We start from the raw sequence: 17511 nt of genomic DNA on the forward strand, positions 1-17511 counted from the left end.
TGCGGAGGCTTGGGCGCATCGTCGCTGCGGGTCGCGCGATATCGGCAGGGAGATTCCGGATGGACAAGAGTGTGAAGGGTGTGATCGCCGCGGCGCTGGGCACATTGCTGCTCGCCGGCTGCGGCGGCGGCGCGAAAGAGGATGCCACGGGCGGCGGCGAGGCGAAGACGGCCGCCGTGGACGGCTGGGATGCGAGCGATGCCTGTGCGCTGCTTGACAAGGCGGCGGTGGGTGACGCGCTCAAGGACCAGGTCGCCGAAACGAGCCTTGGCCTCGTCAACAAGGCCGAGGGCGCCAATGCCGCGACGTCGGAATGCACCTATCGCCTGGCAAGCGGCGGCAGCGCGACGCTGATGACGCGCAAATCGCCGATCGCCGACAATACGCCCGAGGCGATCGCGCTGGCGAAATCGACGACCGCGAAAACGATGGCGGCCTTTTCGGACAAGAAGATCGAGGATGTGCCGGGGCTGGGCAAGGGCGCCTTTTTCGTGCCCGGGATCAACCAGCTCAACGTCTTCCTCGACGACAGCCGCTTTGTCATCCTGACGGTCGGCAGCGCGCCGAACGACAGCGCCAGGGCGACGGCGGTATCGCTGGTCGGCAAGATCAAGCCATAGGCGCGCGGCGGGGGGCGCCGCCCTTTCGTTGACGAATAGGCGTGGCAGCGCGCGGGGGTGTGGCTTAAGCTGCTGACCGTCCGGGCCGAGTCCCCGAGTCTCGCCCCCTTTCCGTCCGGCCAAGGAGACATGTCATGACCGTCAATCGCGCATCCGCCCGCTACGAAGGTTTCGGCAAGGAGGGCAAGGGGTCGATCACGACAAAATCGGGGGTGCTCGACAAGCAGCCCTATGGGTTCGGCACGCGCTTCGAAGGCGTGCCGGGGACCAATCCCGAGGAGTTGATCGCGGCGGCGCACGCGGCCTGTTTCACCATGGCATTGTCGTTCGGGCTGGCGCGCGCGGGCTATAGCGGCGACAGCCTCGAGACGAGCGCCGCGGTGACGCTCGATCCGGTCGACGGCGGGTTCGAGATTTCGAGTTCGGCGCTGACGCTGACTGCCAAGGTGCCGGGCATTTCGGCCGAGGAGTTCGCGAAAATCGCCAAAGAGGCCGAAATGAACTGCCCGGTGTCGAAGTTGCTCGATTGCGAGATCACGCTCGAACACAGCCTCGAAAACTAGGCGGCCCGCCGGATCGGCGGCAGTTCGTCGGCCATGAAGTCGAATAGCCCCTGCGCCGGCGGCGGCAGCGTCCAGCCCTGCAACCGGCGGTGGCGCCGATGCCCGACATGGCTTTCGATGAGGACGAGTTCGTGCGGGGTCCAGGTCCACGCGAGCAGGGCCGGATCGAAGTCGGCCTTGCCGTAGCCGAGCGTGATATGCGGGCGTAGACCCGATTTTCGATGCAGGGGCGCGATGCCTTCGCGCGCGAGGCGGGCGATCACCGCTTCATATTGGGCGCGTATCGCCCCGATATCGCCCGCCGTGACGAGTTCGGCCCCCGCCTCGCGGGCGACGATGCGGCCAAAGGGTATCGCGGCGGCGGCCGGCAAGCCAGCGGCCAGGGCGCGCTCGACCTGCTGGCGCAAAAAGGGGTGCGGCAGCGTGGTTTCGGCGATCGTGCAGAGGGTCAGATGATAGCGATGCGGGCTGAGGCCGACGAACAGGTCGCGCGAAACCGGCGGCAGATGCCGTGCGAGCCATCCGGCGCGGTCGGCGGCCACCTGGTAGCCCAGAAAATAGCGGAAATTGGGTGCCATGAGACGCCTCCGAATCGGATCAATGTTCTTATTATGTTCTCTACCTGCCGAAGAGTCGAATCCGGAATGCTTCGTCGACTTGCGCACGGCGCGGCGATAGGAGGGCGCACGCAATGACGGGAGTGACATGATGCGGCGTGGTCGGTGGGTGATGGCGGGGTTGATGCTCGGGCTGGCGGGATGCGGCGGCGCATCCGAGCCGCCGCCGGCGAACGGGAAGGCGGTGCTGCCCGATGGCCCGGTTGCCGAGACGACCGCGATCGATGCCGCGAGCCTGCCCGAAGGGGTGCGCGCCGCGGTGCTGTCGCGCGTGCCCGACATGACGATCGCGGGCGCGACGCGCAAGGCACGCGGCGGCATGGTCTTTTACGACGTCGAAGGATCGCGCGACGACGGCAGCGATATCGAAATCGACGTGATCGAGGAAAATGGCGCCTATCGCGTCGTCGAAATCCAGCGCGATATCGCCTGGTCCGACGTCCCCCCCGCGGTGCGCGCGGCGGCCGATGTCGCGCCCGATCGGTTCGCGCCGGCGCGGGTGATCGAAAGCACGCAGGCCGATGGCGGCGTGGTCTATGAACTGTTCGCGCCCGACGGCCCCGATGAACCCGCGGCCGAGATCGACTGGAAGAATGGCGAGGCGACACTGCGGAGCGAACGCAACGTCTATTGAGACAGCGCGGCGGGTGTGGACGATTGTCAGCGCCCGGCTTTTGCGACACGGTGGAGCCGAAGGACGGGGCGATGAGCGGATATAAGATAAGCTTTGGCATCGGCGGGATGGAGCCGGCGGTCGCGCCGGCGGCGGATAGCGCGGCGCCGGTGATCGAATTTCTCTGCGATCCCGAACTTGCCGGCAAGATCCCGCCGCCCGAACGTGCGATCCGCTTTGCGCCCGACTGGTTCAAGCGGCTGAACCGCGAAATGGGCATGAGCTATGAAAACGGCCTGCCCGCGATGACCGCCAAGGCGTGCCTGCCGATGACCGACGCCTTTTCGCTGGGGTTCGTGATTCCGCTGCCTTTCGACGTGCTGATCGTCGTGCCCGAGGACCGGGTGTCGATCCAGATGGGCTGGGCCGAGGGGGTGCCGTTCGCGCCGCTCGAACAGCATCATCCGGGCCAGATCGGGGCGCCCGAACCGCCGTTCGAAAGCGTGATGCCGCTGAAGTTCATCAATCCCTGGCGGATCAAGGTGCCGGGCGGCTATTCGGTGCTGTTCGTCCAGCCGCTGAGCCGGCCCGACCTGCCCTTCACCTGTTTTTCGGGCTTCGTCGATTGCGATCGTTTCGACACGACGGTGAACCTGCCCTTCGCCTGGACCGGGCCGGTGGGCGAGCATGTGCTGCCCGCGGGGACGCCGATCGCGCAGCTGATCCCGATCCGCCGCGATACCCTGATCAAACAGGATCGTGCGCGCGCCTCGACGGCCGAGGAACTCGCCGAGCAGGCGGTGGCGCACGGCAAGAAATATGGCGAGCAATCGGCCTATATGCGCGAATGGCGGGTCAAGAAATAGCGGCGTGATCGGCGCTTGATCTCAACCGGGGTTGAGCTTTCATAAGGCGGGTCCCCGATTCGCCGACCGGAGATTTTTCAATGCCCCATGATGTTCCAGCCGCCGTCGAACTGCCGCGTTACTGCGCGCGCATCGGCTATGCCGGCCCGCTCGTGCCGACATGGGAGGTGCTCGCGGCGCTGCAGGCGGCGCATATCGCGGCGATCCCGTTCGAGGCGCTCGACCCGCTGACCGGCAAGGGGGTCGACCTCGATCCCGCGGCGGTCGATGCCAAGCTGATCGATGGCGGGCGCGGCGGCTATTGTTTCGAACAGAACAGCCTGTTCCTGCGCGTGCTGCGCGCGATCGGTTTCGATGCCGAGGGCCGGATCGCGCGGGTGCGCTGGATGCTGCCCGACGACGCCCCGCCGACCCCGCGCACCCACCAGATGACGCGCGTGATGCTCGGCGGCCAGGCGTGGCTGGTCGACGTCGGTTTCGGATCGGCGGTGCCGCTGGGGCCGCTCGCGATGGACACCGCAGAGGTCCAGCCGACCCTGCACGAGCGCTATCGCATCGTGCCGCAGGGCGCGGTGTCGCGGCTCGAGGCCGACCTTGGCGGGACCTGGACCGCGCTCTACGACTTCGAGCATCATGCGCCGCCCGCGATCGATTATGAGGTCGGCAACTGGTACACCGCGACGCACCCGGCGTCGCATTTCACCCACCAGCTGATGGTCGCGCGAACGACGGCGGAGGCGCGTTACGCGCTGGGCAACAACCGGCTGACGATCCGCCGGCCGGGCCACGAGGCCGAGCAGCATATCCTGTCGGCCGACGGAATCGCGGCGGCGCTGTCGGAGCATTTCGGGCTGGCGGTCGAGCCGGGCTGGCGCGCGGCGATCGAGCGCGCGGCGGCGGTCGAGGTCGTCGAGCTGGCTTAGTCGCAGCCTGTCCCGTCCTGCCGCGCTGCCCAGCCGATCGCGCCGTCGAGCATGGCGAGGTGCGCGGGGTCGCTCCATGCCGCGGCCTGGTGGCCGAGCGCCGAATAGAAGATGCGCGCGCGGCCTTCGCAGCGCCACCAGATCAGCGCGTGGCCGGTGTCCATCTTGAGCTTTGGCTCGAGCCGCATCCCGCTCTCGTCGAGCCGCGCGAGGATATGCGCGTCGGCGGCGGGTTCGGCGTCCCAGCTGTAATATTCGTCGGTCCAGCGCCAGCGCGCCGGCAGCGTGCGTGTCGCGGGGTGGGTGCGGTCGAGCGCCACGATGTCGGCGGCCTGGAACTGGTCGGCGCCGCCGGGGTGGCCGATGAAATTGCCGTTGCCGCGCACCCGCACGAACCAGTCGGGGTGGCTGCCGTCGCCCGCGCTGTGCAGCCCGACGAAGCCGCCACCGCGCGAGAGAAAGGCCTGGAAGGCGGCGCGCTGGTCGGGGGTGGTGATGTCGCCGCTGGCGTTGGCGAAGACGATGACGTCGAATTTCGCAAGGTCGCGCGGGTTGAACACCGCGGCATTTTCGGTCGCGAAGCTGCTCCAGCCGCGCGCCTTGGCGAGGCCTTCGATCGCGGGCACCGCCTCTGCGATACTGTCGTGGCGATAGCCGTTGGTCTTGCTGACGATCAGCACCGCGGGGTGCGTGAGCTCGGGGACGACGGGGGGCACGCTGTCGAGGGTCGGCGCCGGGCGGCGCGGGTCGGGGGCGGCAGGCGCGGCTTGCAGGACCAGCAGCAGCGCGGCGGCGAGCCAGGCGGCGATCATCGGCACTCTCCCGTATTTTTGCGCAGCTTACACGCTTTGGCGCGTGCGGCGAGGGGGAGCGGGGCGTGCATTGCTATTCATCGCGGCGCCGGGGCGGGGCCGGGCGTGCCAGGTCGTGGAACCCGCCCGGCTTGACGCCGGGGCCGGGTGGGGGATGCCGGGCCGGAGGGGGAGACTATCATGCTGAACGATCTGCCGGATATCTTGTTGCGGCATCGCCGCGCCGTGGGATTGGCGGCGATCCTGCTGTCGATCCTGACCTGGACGGTCGACCTGACCGACCTTGTCTATCACTGCCCCTATTGCCGGGTGCAGCGCACGATGATCGGCGTGCTGGGCGTGCTGCTGATCCTGCCCAACCCGGCGCACTGGCTGGTGCGATATTTGTCGGCGATCTTCGCTTTGTTCGGCCTCGCGGTCGCCTGCACGCAGCATTTTCGCGGCTGGGCGAAGATCATGGGCGGCGAGTTCAGCTGGGGCGAGCAATGGTATGTCAACGCGTGGATGCTGTCGGGGTTCGCGATCTTCATCCTGACCGCGTTGCTGCTGCTGATCTGGCGCTGGCGGCCGGCGGTCGCCGTTGTGGACGAGAGCTGACCCCGCCTATTCGCGGTCGTCGGACGCGTCGAGCCGCACCGTCCAGCGCGGTGGGGCGCCGGGGTCGCGGACGATGTCGGGCGAAGGGACCATGTCGTCGCCGGTCTCGATCCAGCCGCGCCCGTCGCATTTGGGGCAGGCGTGGCGGATCGAGCGGTGGCTGACGAGGTCGATCTGCGTGTTCCACTGGCCGTAACCGGCGCAGACCGGGCAAAGCTTGTCGAGGTCGCCGCTGCGGTGGCGTTGCGAAATGCCGTCGAGCGCGTGCGGGTCGGCGGGGCCGGTGCAATGGACGATGTTCGAGGGGTGCGACATGGGACAGCCTTTGCGTGGAGCGAGGATAGGCTCCGCGGCGGCGCATGGCAATGCGGGGTCCGGTGCGTCCGCAAGCGGGAGAGAATAGGTCCCTTTTGGATGATGTCCGTGATGCGGCATCGGCGGTGGCGGTTTAGTTTCGTCCCGTTGGGCCTTCGACCGGGCGGCCGTTCGGTCGTGCACGATGCGCGGGAAAGGGGGGAATGACCATGACATCATTGAGAGCCGGGATTCTGGCCGTCGCGCTTCTGAGCGGGGTTGGCGCGCATGCGGCGACCTATCGCGAAGTCGAGGTCGATCGCCAGCATGTGAAGGCAGTGGTGACCGTGGACAAGGAAGAGGTTGTGGCCATCGAGGCCACGATATCGGTCATGACCAATGCGGGCGACAACGCGACGACGGTGTTTGCGATCCGGGTCGACGGCGTGGAATGCGCGCGAAAGACGTATAGCTGGCACAATAATCTCGCCACCTTTCCGCTCGGCTGTTCGGTGACGCTGAAACCCGGCGCGCACGGTATTCAGGCGGTCGAAATCACCAACCACAATGCCACCGCGCAAGGCGTCACTCTGCGGGTTTCGAGCGCCATGGTTTCGATACCCGAGTCCGTGGTGTTCTGAAGGCGCCGCCGGAGCGGTGTCGTTTCGGGGCGCTTCGGACGGACGATTGTCGACGCCGCGCGCGCATCGGCTATGCCCGCCGTTCGATCTACTGAAATCCGTCAGCCCGCACCCTCGCCAAGCGGCCAGCGGCCATGTTCGACATGGGTGGTCTTGCCGACGATGCTTTCCGTCAGGATGATCTCGTCGACCGTCCAGCCGATCGGCGGCAATTTCAGCGCGTTCAATGTCTGGGACCCCAGCCGGTCGCCGCGATAGTTGATCGTGATGTGCGGTTCGGGGGTGGTGCCGTCCATGATCGGCGCCTTTTTGCGCAACAGATGGTTCACCAGCGCCTTCTGGAACGCCCGCGCCTCGGCCAGCGGCTCTCGCGTGCGCAGTGTCACCGCCTTGCGGTTCTCGATCCGGTCGAAGCGGAGCGGGAAAGGCGCTGCTGCGAAGCTGTAAAGCGCGGCGAGGGTCGCGGGCAGCCACTCGGGCGGCGCATAATGCAGGTCGTAGAGCGAGATGAGCGTGACATGGAGGAGGTGCGGCCCGCGCGAAGGATCGTTGCGGGGCAGCGCCGCGATCTGCGCCTGCACCTCCGGCGGCGGCTTGGCCATGACGTAGAGGGGGTTCCGGGCGCGCATGGGTGGGAGTGTAGCATGGAGTGGGGGTGGGGCCGACTGGCCCAGTCATATCGCCTGGAGTTTGGGGTTTAGTAAACCGTCACCGCAATCCCAGTCACCGTAACCCCCGTTTTAGGATAAGCGCTTAAGCGCCGCGATGGTGCGGTCGACGACTATTGCAGACCTATGAAGTTCATCCATAAACGGCGCGTGAGCAAAAATAACTCTGCGGCGAGATTCGTTAAATCTCTTGGTCATTCGAGGCATTTGGTCAATGCTATCTAAAAGTCCTTGCGTGCTTTTTGTTGTATCGTGAATGGTTTCTGACAATTCAATCAAAGATTTAAGGTATTCTTCCTTATCTTCATGTGAGTAGGAAAAATCTTCCATTATTGATACTCTTTCTTCGTTTAGTTGAGTGATCTCCTGCATTAATCCAACAATTTTTGGAGAGTGTTTTTCGCAATATTCTGCATTTTTGTCAAAAGCAGTTGCAACCTTCTCTATAGATTTCCTTATATCAGCAGAAGATGGCTGGCCGAATCTGGATAGAGACTCAAGTTCTTCCGATCCCTTTACCGCAGCATCGCCTAGAGAGTTGGTCTGCGATGCCCATTGTTCAGATTCGGCGCTAAACTCATCTGTTAACTCTTGCATCCTTTCCGTGATGTCGATTAGCCCCCAGTCGCTCGTATTGGCCGAAGCTCCATCGACCTGAGCGGATTGCGCTTCTGGCTGGGCTTGATTCTCGCCAAGCTTGCCCTTTTTGGCCTTTGGCTCTGAAGGGGATTTGGGTGAATTATCCGTTGGGTAAGAATCTTTATTCTTGGCAATGTGTTCAAGAAGAAGATTTATCTGAGATCTAAGTTCTTCTCCGTCTGTGAAATCACGAGTAAGTCCGCCTTCTTTCTGAAAAAGAGATTTGAATTCCTTCACTTTTTTTATCTGATCTGGATCCATTTTTTCAAACGGAATATCTGAAGTTTTAAAATAGAAAGATATCCTAACTGGATCACCTTCTCTTTTTCTATTGAGCGCTCTTCTAAATTCTTCTAGCGTGCCCGAATCTTCTCGGGCTGTAGGGCTTCCAAATCTTCCCCACATCAGCCCTAAGATAACATCATAAGTGTCACCTATCTGAGAATTGATCGAATCCTGCCCGTCATTTTCTAACTCTGAAGTGACAGAGTCTTCCCAAGTCAGAAGAGAAAACATGCACGATGAATCTCTTCCTCTTCGTTGATTCCACTCCTGAATTATAGATTTTACAGTATCTCGTTCGACTTGAACATCTGATGGGCTGGACAAGAATATTTCAATTATTTTTCCATCCCAAGCCATGATTTATTTTCCGATCTTATTGCTAGATTTATGTCCCATTACAGAATGATTAAGCTCGAAGAAAATACCATAATTCGGCTCAATATCACTGATCAATATCAAAAACGGTTTGCTTAAACCGAAGCGTCGATTTGAATTACGGTGGAGCTACGGTGACAGGAGCAAAAATTCCCCATCTCCGTTAACCTGCACTCGGAGCATGGCCATACTCGGCGTAAAGTTTCAGCAGCCGTTCAGGGCTGATTCCATCCCGCTGAGCTAGCGCCAGTTCGTGATCCTCGTCGTCGAGGCTGATCACCGGCCGTTGCCGTCCCGATTGCGGATGGACCCAGCAGCCTTGGTTTATCGTTTCGGGAAAGCCTTTGAGGCTGTTCCCGAACCAGCCCCACCATGGCCCCATGTCGCTGTATTTGCCGTCGTCGAAGCCGTCGACGTAGCGGTCGAAATTCTCGCGCGAGAGGGTCGACCAGACGCCGTAGCCGAATTTTTCGGGCATGCCGTGGACCGGGATGTCGAAGACGCAGCGGACGAAGAAATGTTCGCCGCCGATCACGCAGAAATCTTCGGACAGGAAATTGCCGTCGAGCCGTAGCGCGCTATTGGGCTCGAGATGCTCGGCTTTGCCCCAATGGTCGGGCGCCCGCGAGCCGATGTCGAACATGCCTTCATGCTCGACATCGCAACTCGTGCATTTCCAGCGGGCGGATTCCAGAAATTCGAGAGCGGACGGCTTGCGCCGTCCGAACAGCTTTCCGAACAAGCCCCCTCGAGTCATCAGTCGTGTTCGCGCCCGCCCGCGCCCATATAAAGCTCGCTCCCCGTTTCCTTAAACAGCTCGCTCATCTCGGCCATGCCCTTTTCGGCTTCCTCGGCCGCAAGGAAGTTTTCGGCGGGCTGGTTCTGCTTGGCCGCGAACTCCCGAACTTCCTGCGAAATCTTCATCGAGCAGAATTTCGGCCCACACATGCTGCAGAAATGCGCGGTCTTGGCGCCCTCTGCCGGCAAGGTCTGGTCGTGATATTGCTCTGCGGTGTCGGGGTCGAGCGACAGGTTGAACTGGTCGCGCCAGCGGAATTCGAAGCGCGCTTTTGATAGCGCGTCGTCGCGGACCTGTGCGGCGGGGTGGCCCTTGGCGAGGTCGGCGGCGTGGGCGGCCAGTTTATAGGTGACGACGCCGACCTTCACATCGTCGCGGTCGGGCAGGCCCAGATGCTCCTTGGGCGTGACGTAGCAAAGCATCGCGGTGCCGTACCAGCCGATCTGCGCGGCGCCGATGCCGCTGGTGATATGGTCGTAACCCGGCGCGATGTCCGTGGTGAGCGGCCCGAGCGTGTAGAAGGGCGCCTCGCCGCACGCTTCGAGCTGCTTTTCCATATTCTCCTTGATCTTGTGCATCGGGACATGGCCCGGGCCCTCGATCATCACCTGTACGTCCTGTGCCCAGGCGCGCTTGGTGAGCTCGCCCAGCGTGTAGAGCTCGGCGAACTGCGCCTCGTCGTTCGCGTCGTAGATGCTGCCGGGACGCAGGCCGTCGCCGAGGCTGTAGGCGACGTCATAGGCCTTCATGATCTCGGTAATCTCGTCGAAGCGTTCGTAGAGGAAGCTTTCCTTGTGATGCGCGAGGCACCATTTCGCCATGATGCTGCCGCCGCGCGACACGATGCCGGTCATGCGCTTGGCCGCGAGCGGCACGTAGGGCAGGCGGACCCCGGCGTGGATGGTGAAATAGTCGACGCCCTGTTCGGCCTGCTCGATCAGCGTGTCGGCGAAGATTTCCCAGGTCAGGTCCTCGGCGACGCCACCGACCTTTTCGAGCGCCTGATAGATGGGGACGGTGCCGATCGGGACGGGCGAATTGCGGATGATCCATTCGCGCGTGTCGTGGATGTTGCGGCCGGTCGACAGGTCCATGACGGTGTCGGCGCCCCAGCGGATCGACCAGACCATCTTGTCGACCTCGGCCGCGACGTCGCTGGCGACCGCGCTGTTGCCGATATTGGCGTTGATCTTGACGAGGAAGTTGCGGCCGATCGCCATCGGCTCGGATTCGGGGTGGTTGATGTTGCTGGGGATGATCGCGCGGCCGCGCGCGACCTCGTCGCGGACGAATTCGGGGGTGACATAGTCGGGGATCGACGCGCCGAAGCTTTCGCCGTCGCGCTTATATTCGGACAGGCGCGCGCGGCCGAGATTTTCGCGCTCGGCGACATATTCCATCTCGGGCGTGATGATGCCGCGGCGGGCGTAGTGCATCTGGCTGACGTTCTGGCCGGGTTTGGCGCGCAGCACCTGGCGGCGGACGTTGGGGAAGGCGGGGACGCCGCCGCTGCGGTCGGGGCCGAGCTGGCCATTGTCCTCGGGCTTCACTTCGCGCTGCGTCACTTCCTCGACGTCGCCGCGATTGCGGATCCAGTCGCGGCGGAGTTCGGGGAGGCCGGCGTTGATGTCGATCGTGGCGTTGGCGTCGGTGTAGGGGCCGCTGGTGTCGTAGACGCGGACGGGCGGCTCGCCCGAATGCGGGTCGAGGTCGATCTCGCGCATCGCGACGCGGATGCCGCTGCCGGTCTGGGTCGCGACGTGGATCTTGCGGCTGCCGCGGATCGGGCCGGTGGTGACGCCGATGGGGGTGGGGGTTTCGAATTTCGCGTCGATGTCGGCCATGTGCAGTCGCTCCGTTGTGATCGGAGCGAGAACGGATTCCGCGAGTGGAACGCCGACCCTCCCTCCGCCCGTATTACCGGGATCAGGTTCGACGGGTCGCGGGATGTTCCGCTCTCAACCTGTTTCCACACACAGGCTCCCCGGGGATGGCGCGGTTATAGGTCCCGGCCGGGCGATTGCCAACAACGGAAAAGGGCGGCGGACAGATTGATCCGAAACCGAGCGGTCATCTTGTTGGCGGCGGCGCGAGGTGGGACATTCGCGCCGAGGCATTTCTCGGGGGAGGGCGCGCGATGGAAGCGGAAGAACGGTCGAAACGGCTGATGGCGGGTGCGGCGCGGCTGCTCGTCGCGGCGCTGCTCGCCTACATGTTCGTCATCGTGCTGATGACGGCGTCGGCGCAGTCCGAGGTCGGGGTGCGGCTGAAGGCCGCCAAGGTCGACAATGTCGATTATGCCTCGGGCTATGCGCTGCTCGCCGACGCCGACGGAAAGCGGAAGGCGGCGGCGAAGAAGCGTGCCGAACGCGAGAGGCTGGCCATCGAATTTCGCAAGAGCGAGAAGGCCTATATTGCGGCCAACGATCATTATTTCGGGCTTGAGGAGCCGCTCCAATCGGTGCTCACCGAGCTCGCGAGGGCTGGTATATGCGACATCACGCGCGGCGATAAATTGAGCGTTTCGGCCGTGCGCATGGCTCTGACCCGGATGGAGAGCTGCGCGAACGAGCCGGGTGTGTCGCCGGCGTTGCGGCGCGAAGCCGAGCTGGTGTTGAAGGGCAAGGAGGCGCTGCTGGCGGCGAGCAAGACATGGCTCGAAACAAGGGTCGCGCGCGACGACGCTATGAAGGCGCTGGAGGAGGTCGATCAATATCTCGGCCGCGCCGACAAGGCCGAGGAGGCGGTCAAGGCGTTGCGCGCGCCCTTCTCCTCGATCGCGGTGCTGCGCGATTCGCTTATGCTCGGCGGCGGCCTGCTGGTGCCCTTGCCGCCCTCGCTGTTGCAGATCATCCTGTCCTTTTTTTCGGGCCTGTTCGGGGCGCTGCTGGTGACCTTGGTGCTGGCGGTCTATCCCAACAACGACCTTGGCATTACGACGCCCGGCGGCAATTATGGCGAGCGCATCCTGCTGGGCGGGCTGATCGCGGTGTGCGTGTTCGTCGTCGTCGGTGGCGGCGCCGCGGTGCTCGGGTCGACCAACAGCTTCGCTGACGGCACCGCCAACTACCAGGCGTTCAGCGCGATCGGGGTGCTCGCGGGCATGTTCTCCGACCGGGTCGCCAAATGGCTTTCGGACCGCGCGACGCATTTTTACGGCGACAAGGCCAAGGTGGAGGCCGAAGCCGCGGCTAAGGCGGCGGCGGAAGCCGTGGCGCAGGCCAATTCCGAGGCGGCTGCCGACGCGAACGCCGATGCGGCCAATGCGCCGGGCGCTGCGCCGCCCTAGCGCAGCCCGCCCAGTTCGACGCTCCGCCCGTCGCAGCCATAATGGACCCAAGGCGGGAAGCGGGTCGCCTGGGGCTCGATCGTCCAGCCGTGGCTATAATGGTCGATGCGGAATTTGAGGCCGCCGACCATGACCTCGGCGCCGTCGGCGATGACGATGGTCGCGTCGGGGTCGTTCGCGGCGCCATGATAGCCGTTGCCGGTCATCGAGACGGGGTGCGGGGCGCGGGGGACGAGGCGGTAGACGCTTGTCCCGTCGGCGCCCGCGACGAAGCTGCTCGCGGGCGCGCCCGCGGGATCGTAGCGGTCCTGATCCTGAAAGGCATGGGCGATGCGCAGGCGGACGATGGTCCCCGCCGCGACGGGACCGTCGACATAGGCGGTGACCTCGCGGTGGACATAGCGGCGGCTGGCGGCGAGACCGAGCGGGTCGGCGATAAGCGACTGCGGCACGGCGAGGGTTTCGGAGCGTATGAGCCGCCGCGTCGGAACGTGCATTGCGCTGTCCCCCGCGAAGATATCGATCCGCTCATAGGCGGCGTCGCCATCCATGTCGGCGAGGCAGGGCTGGACATAGGCGCCGGGGCCGCGCCGTTCGGGATCGGGGATTAGGCCGAAGGGCGGCCGCGCGAGCGGCAGGCAGAGTCTGCCCGGATCGCCTCCATGGTCGGGATCGAGCGGGGTGCCCGCAGGATAGACGAGACGCTCGGGGCCGGGGACGCGCAGCGCGCTGCCGAGCAGCCAGCCCTTGGTCGCGATCTGCACGACCTCGTGCGCGACGGGCATATGGTCGGCGATCGGAATCGGGTCGCGGGCGATGTCGACGATCGGGATCGGCGCGATGTGGACGCCGTTTTCGCGGGCGGCGTCGCAGGCTTCGGGCGCGGCGGCGGGCTGGGCGGCGCCGATGAGCAGCGGGACGGCGAAGGCGAGGGGCAGGCGCTGGCGCATCGCCGTCCCGCTATCGTCTTGCGGCGCCCGATGCTGTGCCTGCCGTCACATGCGGGTCAGCCGCCCGGCGCCGAGCCCGGCGCCCAGCCCGGCGGGGCCAGCGTGAAGCCGGCGAAGTCGAAGCCGGGGACGACGAGGCAGCTGACCAGCGCCCAGCCGTGCGGGGCGAAAGCGGCCTGCCAGTGATGCGCGGGGACGCGGATCTGCGGTTGTTCGCCTGCGAGCGCGTCGGGGCCGAGGCGGTGGAGGGCGGGGGTGTCGGCGTCGGTCGCGGCGAGCGACAGGGTGAGCGACGATCCCGCATGCCACAGCCAGATTTCCTCGGCATCGACCTTGTGCCAGTGCGAGCTTTGTCCGGCTTCGAGGAGGAAATGGATCGCGGTGCCGCTGGCGCGGCCGTCGGCGCCGGGCGGGCCGCGCCAGGTCTCGCGGTACCAGCCGCCCTCGGGATGCGGGGCGAGTTGGAGCTTGTCGATCAGGGCGCGCGGGTCGGTCATTTTACTCCGTCGATTGTCGGCATCTTCTTTGTGTCTTCGTGCCCTTGTGCGAGACAAGAATAATCGCACACAAAGGCAGGAAGGCACGAAGGCACAAAGAGGGAATAGGCCGGCACGGCTTGTTTGCGGTCGCTGGACTCGGCGAGCGAGCATGGCATAGTCGCGTTGCGAGACCTGCGAACGCACGCGGGCGGCGGGGAGAAGCGCCATGTCGGCTCGGTCTAGAAGGCGAACGGCTTTGCCGATTCTCGGCGCCGCAGCCGCGTTGTTGGCGCTTCCCTCGTCCGCGATCGTCGCCACCCCGCATCCGCCGCTGTGCGTTGCTTTCTCCAAGGCCGATCTGGTGGTCACTGGGACCGCCTCGGCTTATTCGGTCGATGACGAGTGGCAGGGTTGGACCGTCACGGTCGACCGTTTCTACAAGGGGCGGGCGCCGCAGCGGCTGCGCGTGGTGACGCAAAATACGAGCGCGCGGGGATGGGCCGAGGCGGGGAAGCGCAACTTGCTGTTTATCGAGCGCAAGGGCGGGCGGTTCCAGATCTGGGGGAGCGACCCAAATAGCAGCGGAGCGGCGATGGCGCCGATCGAGGCCGAGGTGAAGGCGCTCGCCGCGAAGCCCGTAAAGGGTCCCGGATCGATCAGCCTCTATGTCGCGAGCGAGCAGGGTGGGGCGATGCCCGGCGTGCGTGTGCGGCTGCGCCATGCGGGGGGCGAGCGCGAGCGGATCGTGCGGACCGATAAGGCGGGGCGGGCGTCGTTGCGCGCGGCACCGGGGCGGTGGACCGCCGAGGTGACCGAACCGGGCTGGACCAGCCGCTTCAGCCTTTACACCTATCAGCGCGCCGACGGGTTCGAGCTGGCGCCTGGCGGCTGCGCCGACTTGCGGCTGGAGCCGATACGGTTAGGGTCGGGCGGAAAAACATAGGGAGAGCGATATGGCTTCGGTGCTGGAAGACGTGCGTGCGGTGAGTCCGGTCGATGTCAGCGACATCGCGTTGTACGTCGAGGACAAGTGGCGCGAGCCCTTTGCCCATCTGCGCGCCGCGATGCCGGTGAGCTGGTGTCCCGACAGTCCCTATGGCGGTTACTGGTCGGTGGTCAGCCATGCGCTGGTGCAGGCGGTCGAGCTGAACCCGACGGTCTTTTCCTCGTCGTGGGAGAATGGCAATATCGTCATCGCCGACCCGCCGCCGCAGTCGAACCTGCCCAACTTCATCGCCGCCGACCCGCCGGTGCACACCGCGCAGCGCAAGGTGATCGCCCCCGCGTTCAACCCGAGCCAGATGGCCGAGCGCGAGAAGGTGGTGCGCCAGCGCACGCGCGAATTGTTCGACGCGCTGCCGGTGGGCGAGACGTTCGACTGGGTCGAAAGCGTGTCGGTGCCGCTGACGATCGGCATGCTGTGCATATTGTTCGATTTCCCGTGGGAAGAGCGGCACGACCTCAAGCGCTGGTCGGACTATGGCGGCAATGTCTCGCCCGAGACCGCGACCGAGGAATATCGCGCGCAGTGGATGGCCGAGATGACCGCGATGCTCGCGCGCTTCGACGCCGAATTCGCCAAGCGCAAGGCGATGCCGCCGAGCGACGATTTGCTGTCGCGGATGGTGCACAGCGAGGCGATGGGCAGCCTGAACCCGATGGAGCGGCTCGCCAATATCGCGCTGCTGATCGTCGGCGGCAACGACACGACGCGCAATTCGATGAGCGGGCTGGTCGAGGCGCTGCATCGCTATCCGGGCGAGCTCGAGCGGCTGCGCGCCGACGCGTCGCTGATCCCCAATGCGGCGCAGGAGATCATCCGCTGGCAGTCGCCGGTGACGCATATGCGGCGCACCTGCACCGAAGATGTCGAGCTGGGCGGGCAGCAGCTGCGCCAGGGCGAGAAGGTCATCCTCTGGTACATCTCGGCGAACCGTGACGAGAGCATATTTCCCGACGCCGAGCGTTTCGACGTGCGCCGCGACAATGCGCGGCGGCATGTCGCGTTCGGGCACGGCATCCATCGCTGCGTTGGGGCGCGGCTCGCCGAGATCCAGCTGTGCACGCTGATCGAGGAGATCGTCGACCGCGGTATCCGGATCGAGCCGCAGGGCGAGGCCGAGCGGCTGGCGAGCCCGTTCCTGCACGGATTCGTCCATATGCCTGTGCGGATCGTGCCCGGCTGACGCTTCACTTTCCAAGTTGGAAAATTATCACTTGCCGAATCGGAAAGTGATGCCTATTGCTTTCCGTCTTGGAAAGTGAAGGAGGTCTGTGATGAACCCGATCGAAGCCCAGGCGGCGCTCGACTCGATGGCCGAGGCGCGGCGCGAACTGGCGCGCAGCGGGCCGAAATACCCGTTGTGGCGGCACGCCGCCTTTGCCGCGGTGATGGCGGCGCTGGTGCTGGGGCAGGGGTTCGGCCAACCGTGGTCGTTGCTGTTGATGGTGTTCCCGATGGCGGCGGTCGCCTGGCTCGTCACCGACGATCGCAAACGCTATGGGGTCTTCGTCAACGGCTATCGCAAGGGGCGGACGCTGCCGGTGACGCTCACGCTTGTCGTGTTGATGCTCGGCGCGATGGGCGCGGAGATTTACGCGCGATCCTATGGTCTCGGCTTGCTCGTGAAGTTCGGCATCGCGGGTTTCGCCTTTGTCGTGGCGTTGGCGATGAGCCTGTGGTGGACGCGCGTCTATGACCGCGAACTGCTGAAGGGCGCGTGACGATGGACGGCATCGACATGCTGCTGCACGCGCCGGCGCGACTGCAGATCGCGGCGCTGCTCAGCACGGTCAGCGACATGGAATTCGCCAGGCTGCGCGAACTGGTCAAGGTCAGCGATTCGGTGCTGTCGAAGCATCTCTCGGCGCTGAGCGATGCCGGCTATGTCCGGCTGAAGAAGGCGTCCGAGGGCGGGCGGCAACGCACTTGGGCCTCGCTGACCCGCGAAGGCGGAAAGGCGCTGGACCGCCACGTCGCGGCGCTGCGCGCGATCGTTGCCCATTTGCCGGCGGCCGCCGACTAGCCGCCGCCGGCTCCATTGCAGGATTGTAATGTTACGGACGCGCTGCCGCCATGATGGCTGTGCGATAGATGCCACCCTCTCCACAGGATGAAGGAAGGCTTATCATGCAGATGACCAAACTCGCGGCAATCGGCGCGGCAGCCCTGTTGGCGCTGTCGGGCACGGCCGCAACCGCGCAGAATGCGACACCTTTTTGCTCGAAGTCGGTGACCGACAATTGCATGCAACGCGAAGGCCATGCCGTCGCCGCGCATCGCGCGCCGGCGAGGCATCATGCCGCAGCCAAGCATCGCGTCGCGGCGAAGCATCACGCCGTGAAGCATCATGTCGCGAAGCATCGCGTCGCCGCGAAGCATAGCGCCGCGCCGCATCGCGCGGTCGCGGCCAAGGCCGTGCCGGCGCCCGCGCACAAGATGTGACCGTCGCCCGCGCGCCGCCGATCGAGCGGCGCGCGG

Annotated in this window: 22 protein-coding genes and 1 riboswitch; of the genes, 13 read left to right on the plus strand and 9 right to left on the minus strand. The window is 64.9% G+C overall.

Annotation, left to right across the window (positions count from 1 at the left end; genetic code table 11):
* The first annotated feature begins 59 nt into the window (after positions 1 to 59).
* Complete coding sequence (locus EEB18_RS11515; RefSeq protein WP_187141993.1) at positions 60 to 620, plus strand: hypothetical protein; 561 nt, start codon at positions 60 to 62, stop codon at positions 618 to 620.
* 134 nt (positions 621 to 754) lie between these two features.
* Positions 755 to 1183: an OsmC family protein gene (locus EEB18_RS11520; RefSeq protein WP_187141992.1), complete on the plus strand. Its 429-nt coding sequence runs from the start codon at positions 755 to 757 to the stop codon at positions 1181 to 1183.
* Here the strand turns inward: EEB18_RS11520 and EEB18_RS11525 are convergent.
* The gene (locus tag EEB18_RS11525; RefSeq protein WP_187141991.1) at positions 1180 to 1761 is read right to left on the minus strand and encodes a hypothetical protein; all 582 of its coding nucleotides are present in this window, start codon (positions 1759 to 1761) and stop codon (positions 1180 to 1182) included. The genes EEB18_RS11520 and EEB18_RS11525 overlap by 4 nt on opposite strands.
* A gap of 130 nt (positions 1762 to 1891) precedes the next feature.
* Between EEB18_RS11525 and EEB18_RS11530 the strand changes: the two genes are divergently transcribed.
* The 3 genes from EEB18_RS11530 to EEB18_RS11540 all read left to right on the plus strand — a co-directional run bounded on the left by EEB18_RS11530 (position 1892) and on the right by EEB18_RS11540 (position 4202).
* Entirely contained in the window at positions 1892 to 2434 is a 543-nt protein-coding gene (locus EEB18_RS11530; protein WP_200937967.1) for a hypothetical protein, read from the plus strand.
* Positions 2435 to 2505: 71 nt separating this feature from the next.
* Positions 2506 to 3279, plus strand: a complete 774-nt coding sequence (locus EEB18_RS11535; protein ID WP_187141990.1) for a hypothetical protein — start codon at positions 2506 to 2508, stop codon at positions 3277 to 3279.
* An 80-nt stretch (positions 3280 to 3359) separates the two neighbouring features.
* Positions 3360 to 4202, plus strand: coding sequence for an arylamine N-acetyltransferase family protein (locus tag EEB18_RS11540; protein WP_187141989.1), 843 nt, complete (start codon positions 3360 to 3362; stop codon positions 4200 to 4202).
* Here EEB18_RS11540 and EEB18_RS11545 read toward each other — a convergent pair.
* The gene (locus tag EEB18_RS11545) at positions 4199 to 5014 is read right to left on the minus strand and encodes a ThuA domain-containing protein (protein ID WP_187141988.1); all 816 of its coding nucleotides are present in this window, start codon (positions 5012 to 5014) and stop codon (positions 4199 to 4201) included. The two genes, EEB18_RS11540 and EEB18_RS11545, sit on opposite strands and share 4 nt — an antisense overlap.
* Before the next feature lie 180 nt (positions 5015 to 5194).
* Between EEB18_RS11545 and EEB18_RS11550 the strand changes: the two genes are divergently transcribed.
* The gene (locus EEB18_RS11550; protein ID WP_187139673.1) at positions 5195 to 5611 is read left to right on the plus strand and encodes a hypothetical protein; all 417 of its coding nucleotides are present in this window, start codon (positions 5195 to 5197) and stop codon (positions 5609 to 5611) included.
* A gap of 6 nt (positions 5612 to 5617) precedes the next feature.
* On the opposite strand, the gene EEB18_RS11555 is transcribed toward EEB18_RS11550, so the two are convergent.
* Positions 5618 to 5926, minus strand: coding sequence for a hypothetical protein (locus EEB18_RS11555; RefSeq protein ID WP_187139672.1), 309 nt, complete (start codon positions 5924 to 5926; stop codon positions 5618 to 5620).
* Between the two features lie 203 nt (positions 5927 to 6129).
* Between EEB18_RS11555 and EEB18_RS11560 the strand changes: the two genes are divergently transcribed.
* Complete coding sequence (locus EEB18_RS11560) at positions 6130 to 6546, plus strand: hypothetical protein (protein ID WP_187139671.1); 417 nt, start codon at positions 6130 to 6132, stop codon at positions 6544 to 6546.
* 101 nt (positions 6547 to 6647) lie between these two features.
* Here EEB18_RS11560 and EEB18_RS11565 read toward each other — a convergent pair whose 3' ends face one another.
* From EEB18_RS11565 to thiC, 4 genes are all read right to left on the minus strand, one after another.
* Positions 6648 to 7175: a 2'-5' RNA ligase family protein gene (locus EEB18_RS11565; RefSeq protein WP_187668991.1), complete on the minus strand. Its 528-nt coding sequence runs from the start codon at positions 7173 to 7175 to the stop codon at positions 6648 to 6650.
* A 111-nt stretch (positions 7176 to 7286) separates the two neighbouring features.
* Positions 7287 to 8495 (minus strand): hypothetical protein, encoded by a 1209-nt coding sequence (locus EEB18_RS11570; protein ID WP_187139669.1) that lies wholly within the window; start codon positions 8493 to 8495, stop codon positions 7287 to 7289.
* Between the two features lie 181 nt (positions 8496 to 8676).
* Positions 8677 to 9270, minus strand: coding sequence for a DUF2199 domain-containing protein (locus EEB18_RS11575; RefSeq protein ID WP_187139668.1), 594 nt, complete (start codon positions 9268 to 9270; stop codon positions 8677 to 8679).
* Positions 9270 to 11156, minus strand: a complete 1887-nt coding sequence (thiC, locus tag EEB18_RS11580; protein ID WP_262407905.1) for a phosphomethylpyrimidine synthase ThiC — start codon at positions 11154 to 11156, stop codon at positions 9270 to 9272. The genes EEB18_RS11575 and thiC overlap by 1 nt, the downstream gene beginning before the upstream one ends.
* A 42-nt stretch (positions 11157 to 11198) precedes the next feature.
* Positions 11199 to 11309: riboswitch (TPP riboswitch) on the minus strand.
* A 140-nt stretch (positions 11310 to 11449) separates the two neighbouring features.
* On the opposite strand from thiC, the gene EEB18_RS11585 reads away from it, so the two are divergent.
* Positions 11450 to 12601: a hypothetical protein gene (locus EEB18_RS11585; RefSeq protein WP_187139667.1), complete on the plus strand. Its 1152-nt coding sequence runs from the start codon at positions 11450 to 11452 to the stop codon at positions 12599 to 12601.
* Here the strand turns inward: EEB18_RS11585 and EEB18_RS11590 are convergent.
* Together EEB18_RS11590 and EEB18_RS11595 are read right to left on the minus strand one after the other, a co-directional pair.
* The gene (locus EEB18_RS11590; protein WP_187139666.1) at positions 12598 to 13551 is read right to left on the minus strand and encodes a hypothetical protein; all 954 of its coding nucleotides are present in this window, start codon (positions 13549 to 13551) and stop codon (positions 12598 to 12600) included. The genes EEB18_RS11585 and EEB18_RS11590 overlap by 4 nt on opposite strands.
* A gap of 56 nt (positions 13552 to 13607) precedes the next feature.
* Positions 13608 to 14048: a cupin domain-containing protein gene (locus tag EEB18_RS11595; RefSeq protein WP_187139665.1), complete on the minus strand. Its 441-nt coding sequence runs from the start codon at positions 14046 to 14048 to the stop codon at positions 13608 to 13610.
* Positions 14049 to 14286: 238 nt separating this feature from the next.
* Between EEB18_RS11595 and EEB18_RS11600 the strand changes: the two genes are divergently transcribed.
* From EEB18_RS11600 to EEB18_RS11620, 5 genes are all read left to right on the plus strand, one after another.
* Positions 14287 to 14973 (plus strand): carboxypeptidase-like regulatory domain-containing protein, encoded by a 687-nt coding sequence (locus EEB18_RS11600; RefSeq protein WP_187139664.1) that lies wholly within the window; start codon positions 14287 to 14289, stop codon positions 14971 to 14973.
* Positions 14974 to 14983: 10 nt separating this feature from the next.
* Positions 14984 to 16216, plus strand: a complete 1233-nt coding sequence (locus EEB18_RS11605; protein WP_187139663.1) for a cytochrome P450 — start codon at positions 14984 to 14986, stop codon at positions 16214 to 16216.
* Positions 16217 to 16307: 91 nt separating this feature from the next.
* Complete coding sequence (locus tag EEB18_RS11610; protein ID WP_187139662.1) at positions 16308 to 16754, plus strand: hypothetical protein; 447 nt, start codon at positions 16308 to 16310, stop codon at positions 16752 to 16754.
* Positions 16755 to 16756: 2 nt separating this feature from the next.
* Complete coding sequence (locus tag EEB18_RS11615) at positions 16757 to 17056, plus strand: transcriptional regulator (protein WP_056342434.1); 300 nt, start codon at positions 16757 to 16759, stop codon at positions 17054 to 17056.
* Between the two features lie 104 nt (positions 17057 to 17160).
* Entirely contained in the window at positions 17161 to 17475 is a 315-nt protein-coding gene (locus EEB18_RS11620; RefSeq protein ID WP_187139661.1) for a hypothetical protein, read from the plus strand.
* Positions 17476 to 17511: the final 36 nt, after the last annotated feature.

The organism is Sphingopyxis sp. OPL5 (assembly GCF_003797775.2).
Taxonomy (GTDB): Bacteria; Pseudomonadota; Alphaproteobacteria; order Sphingomonadales; family Sphingomonadaceae; genus Sphingopyxis.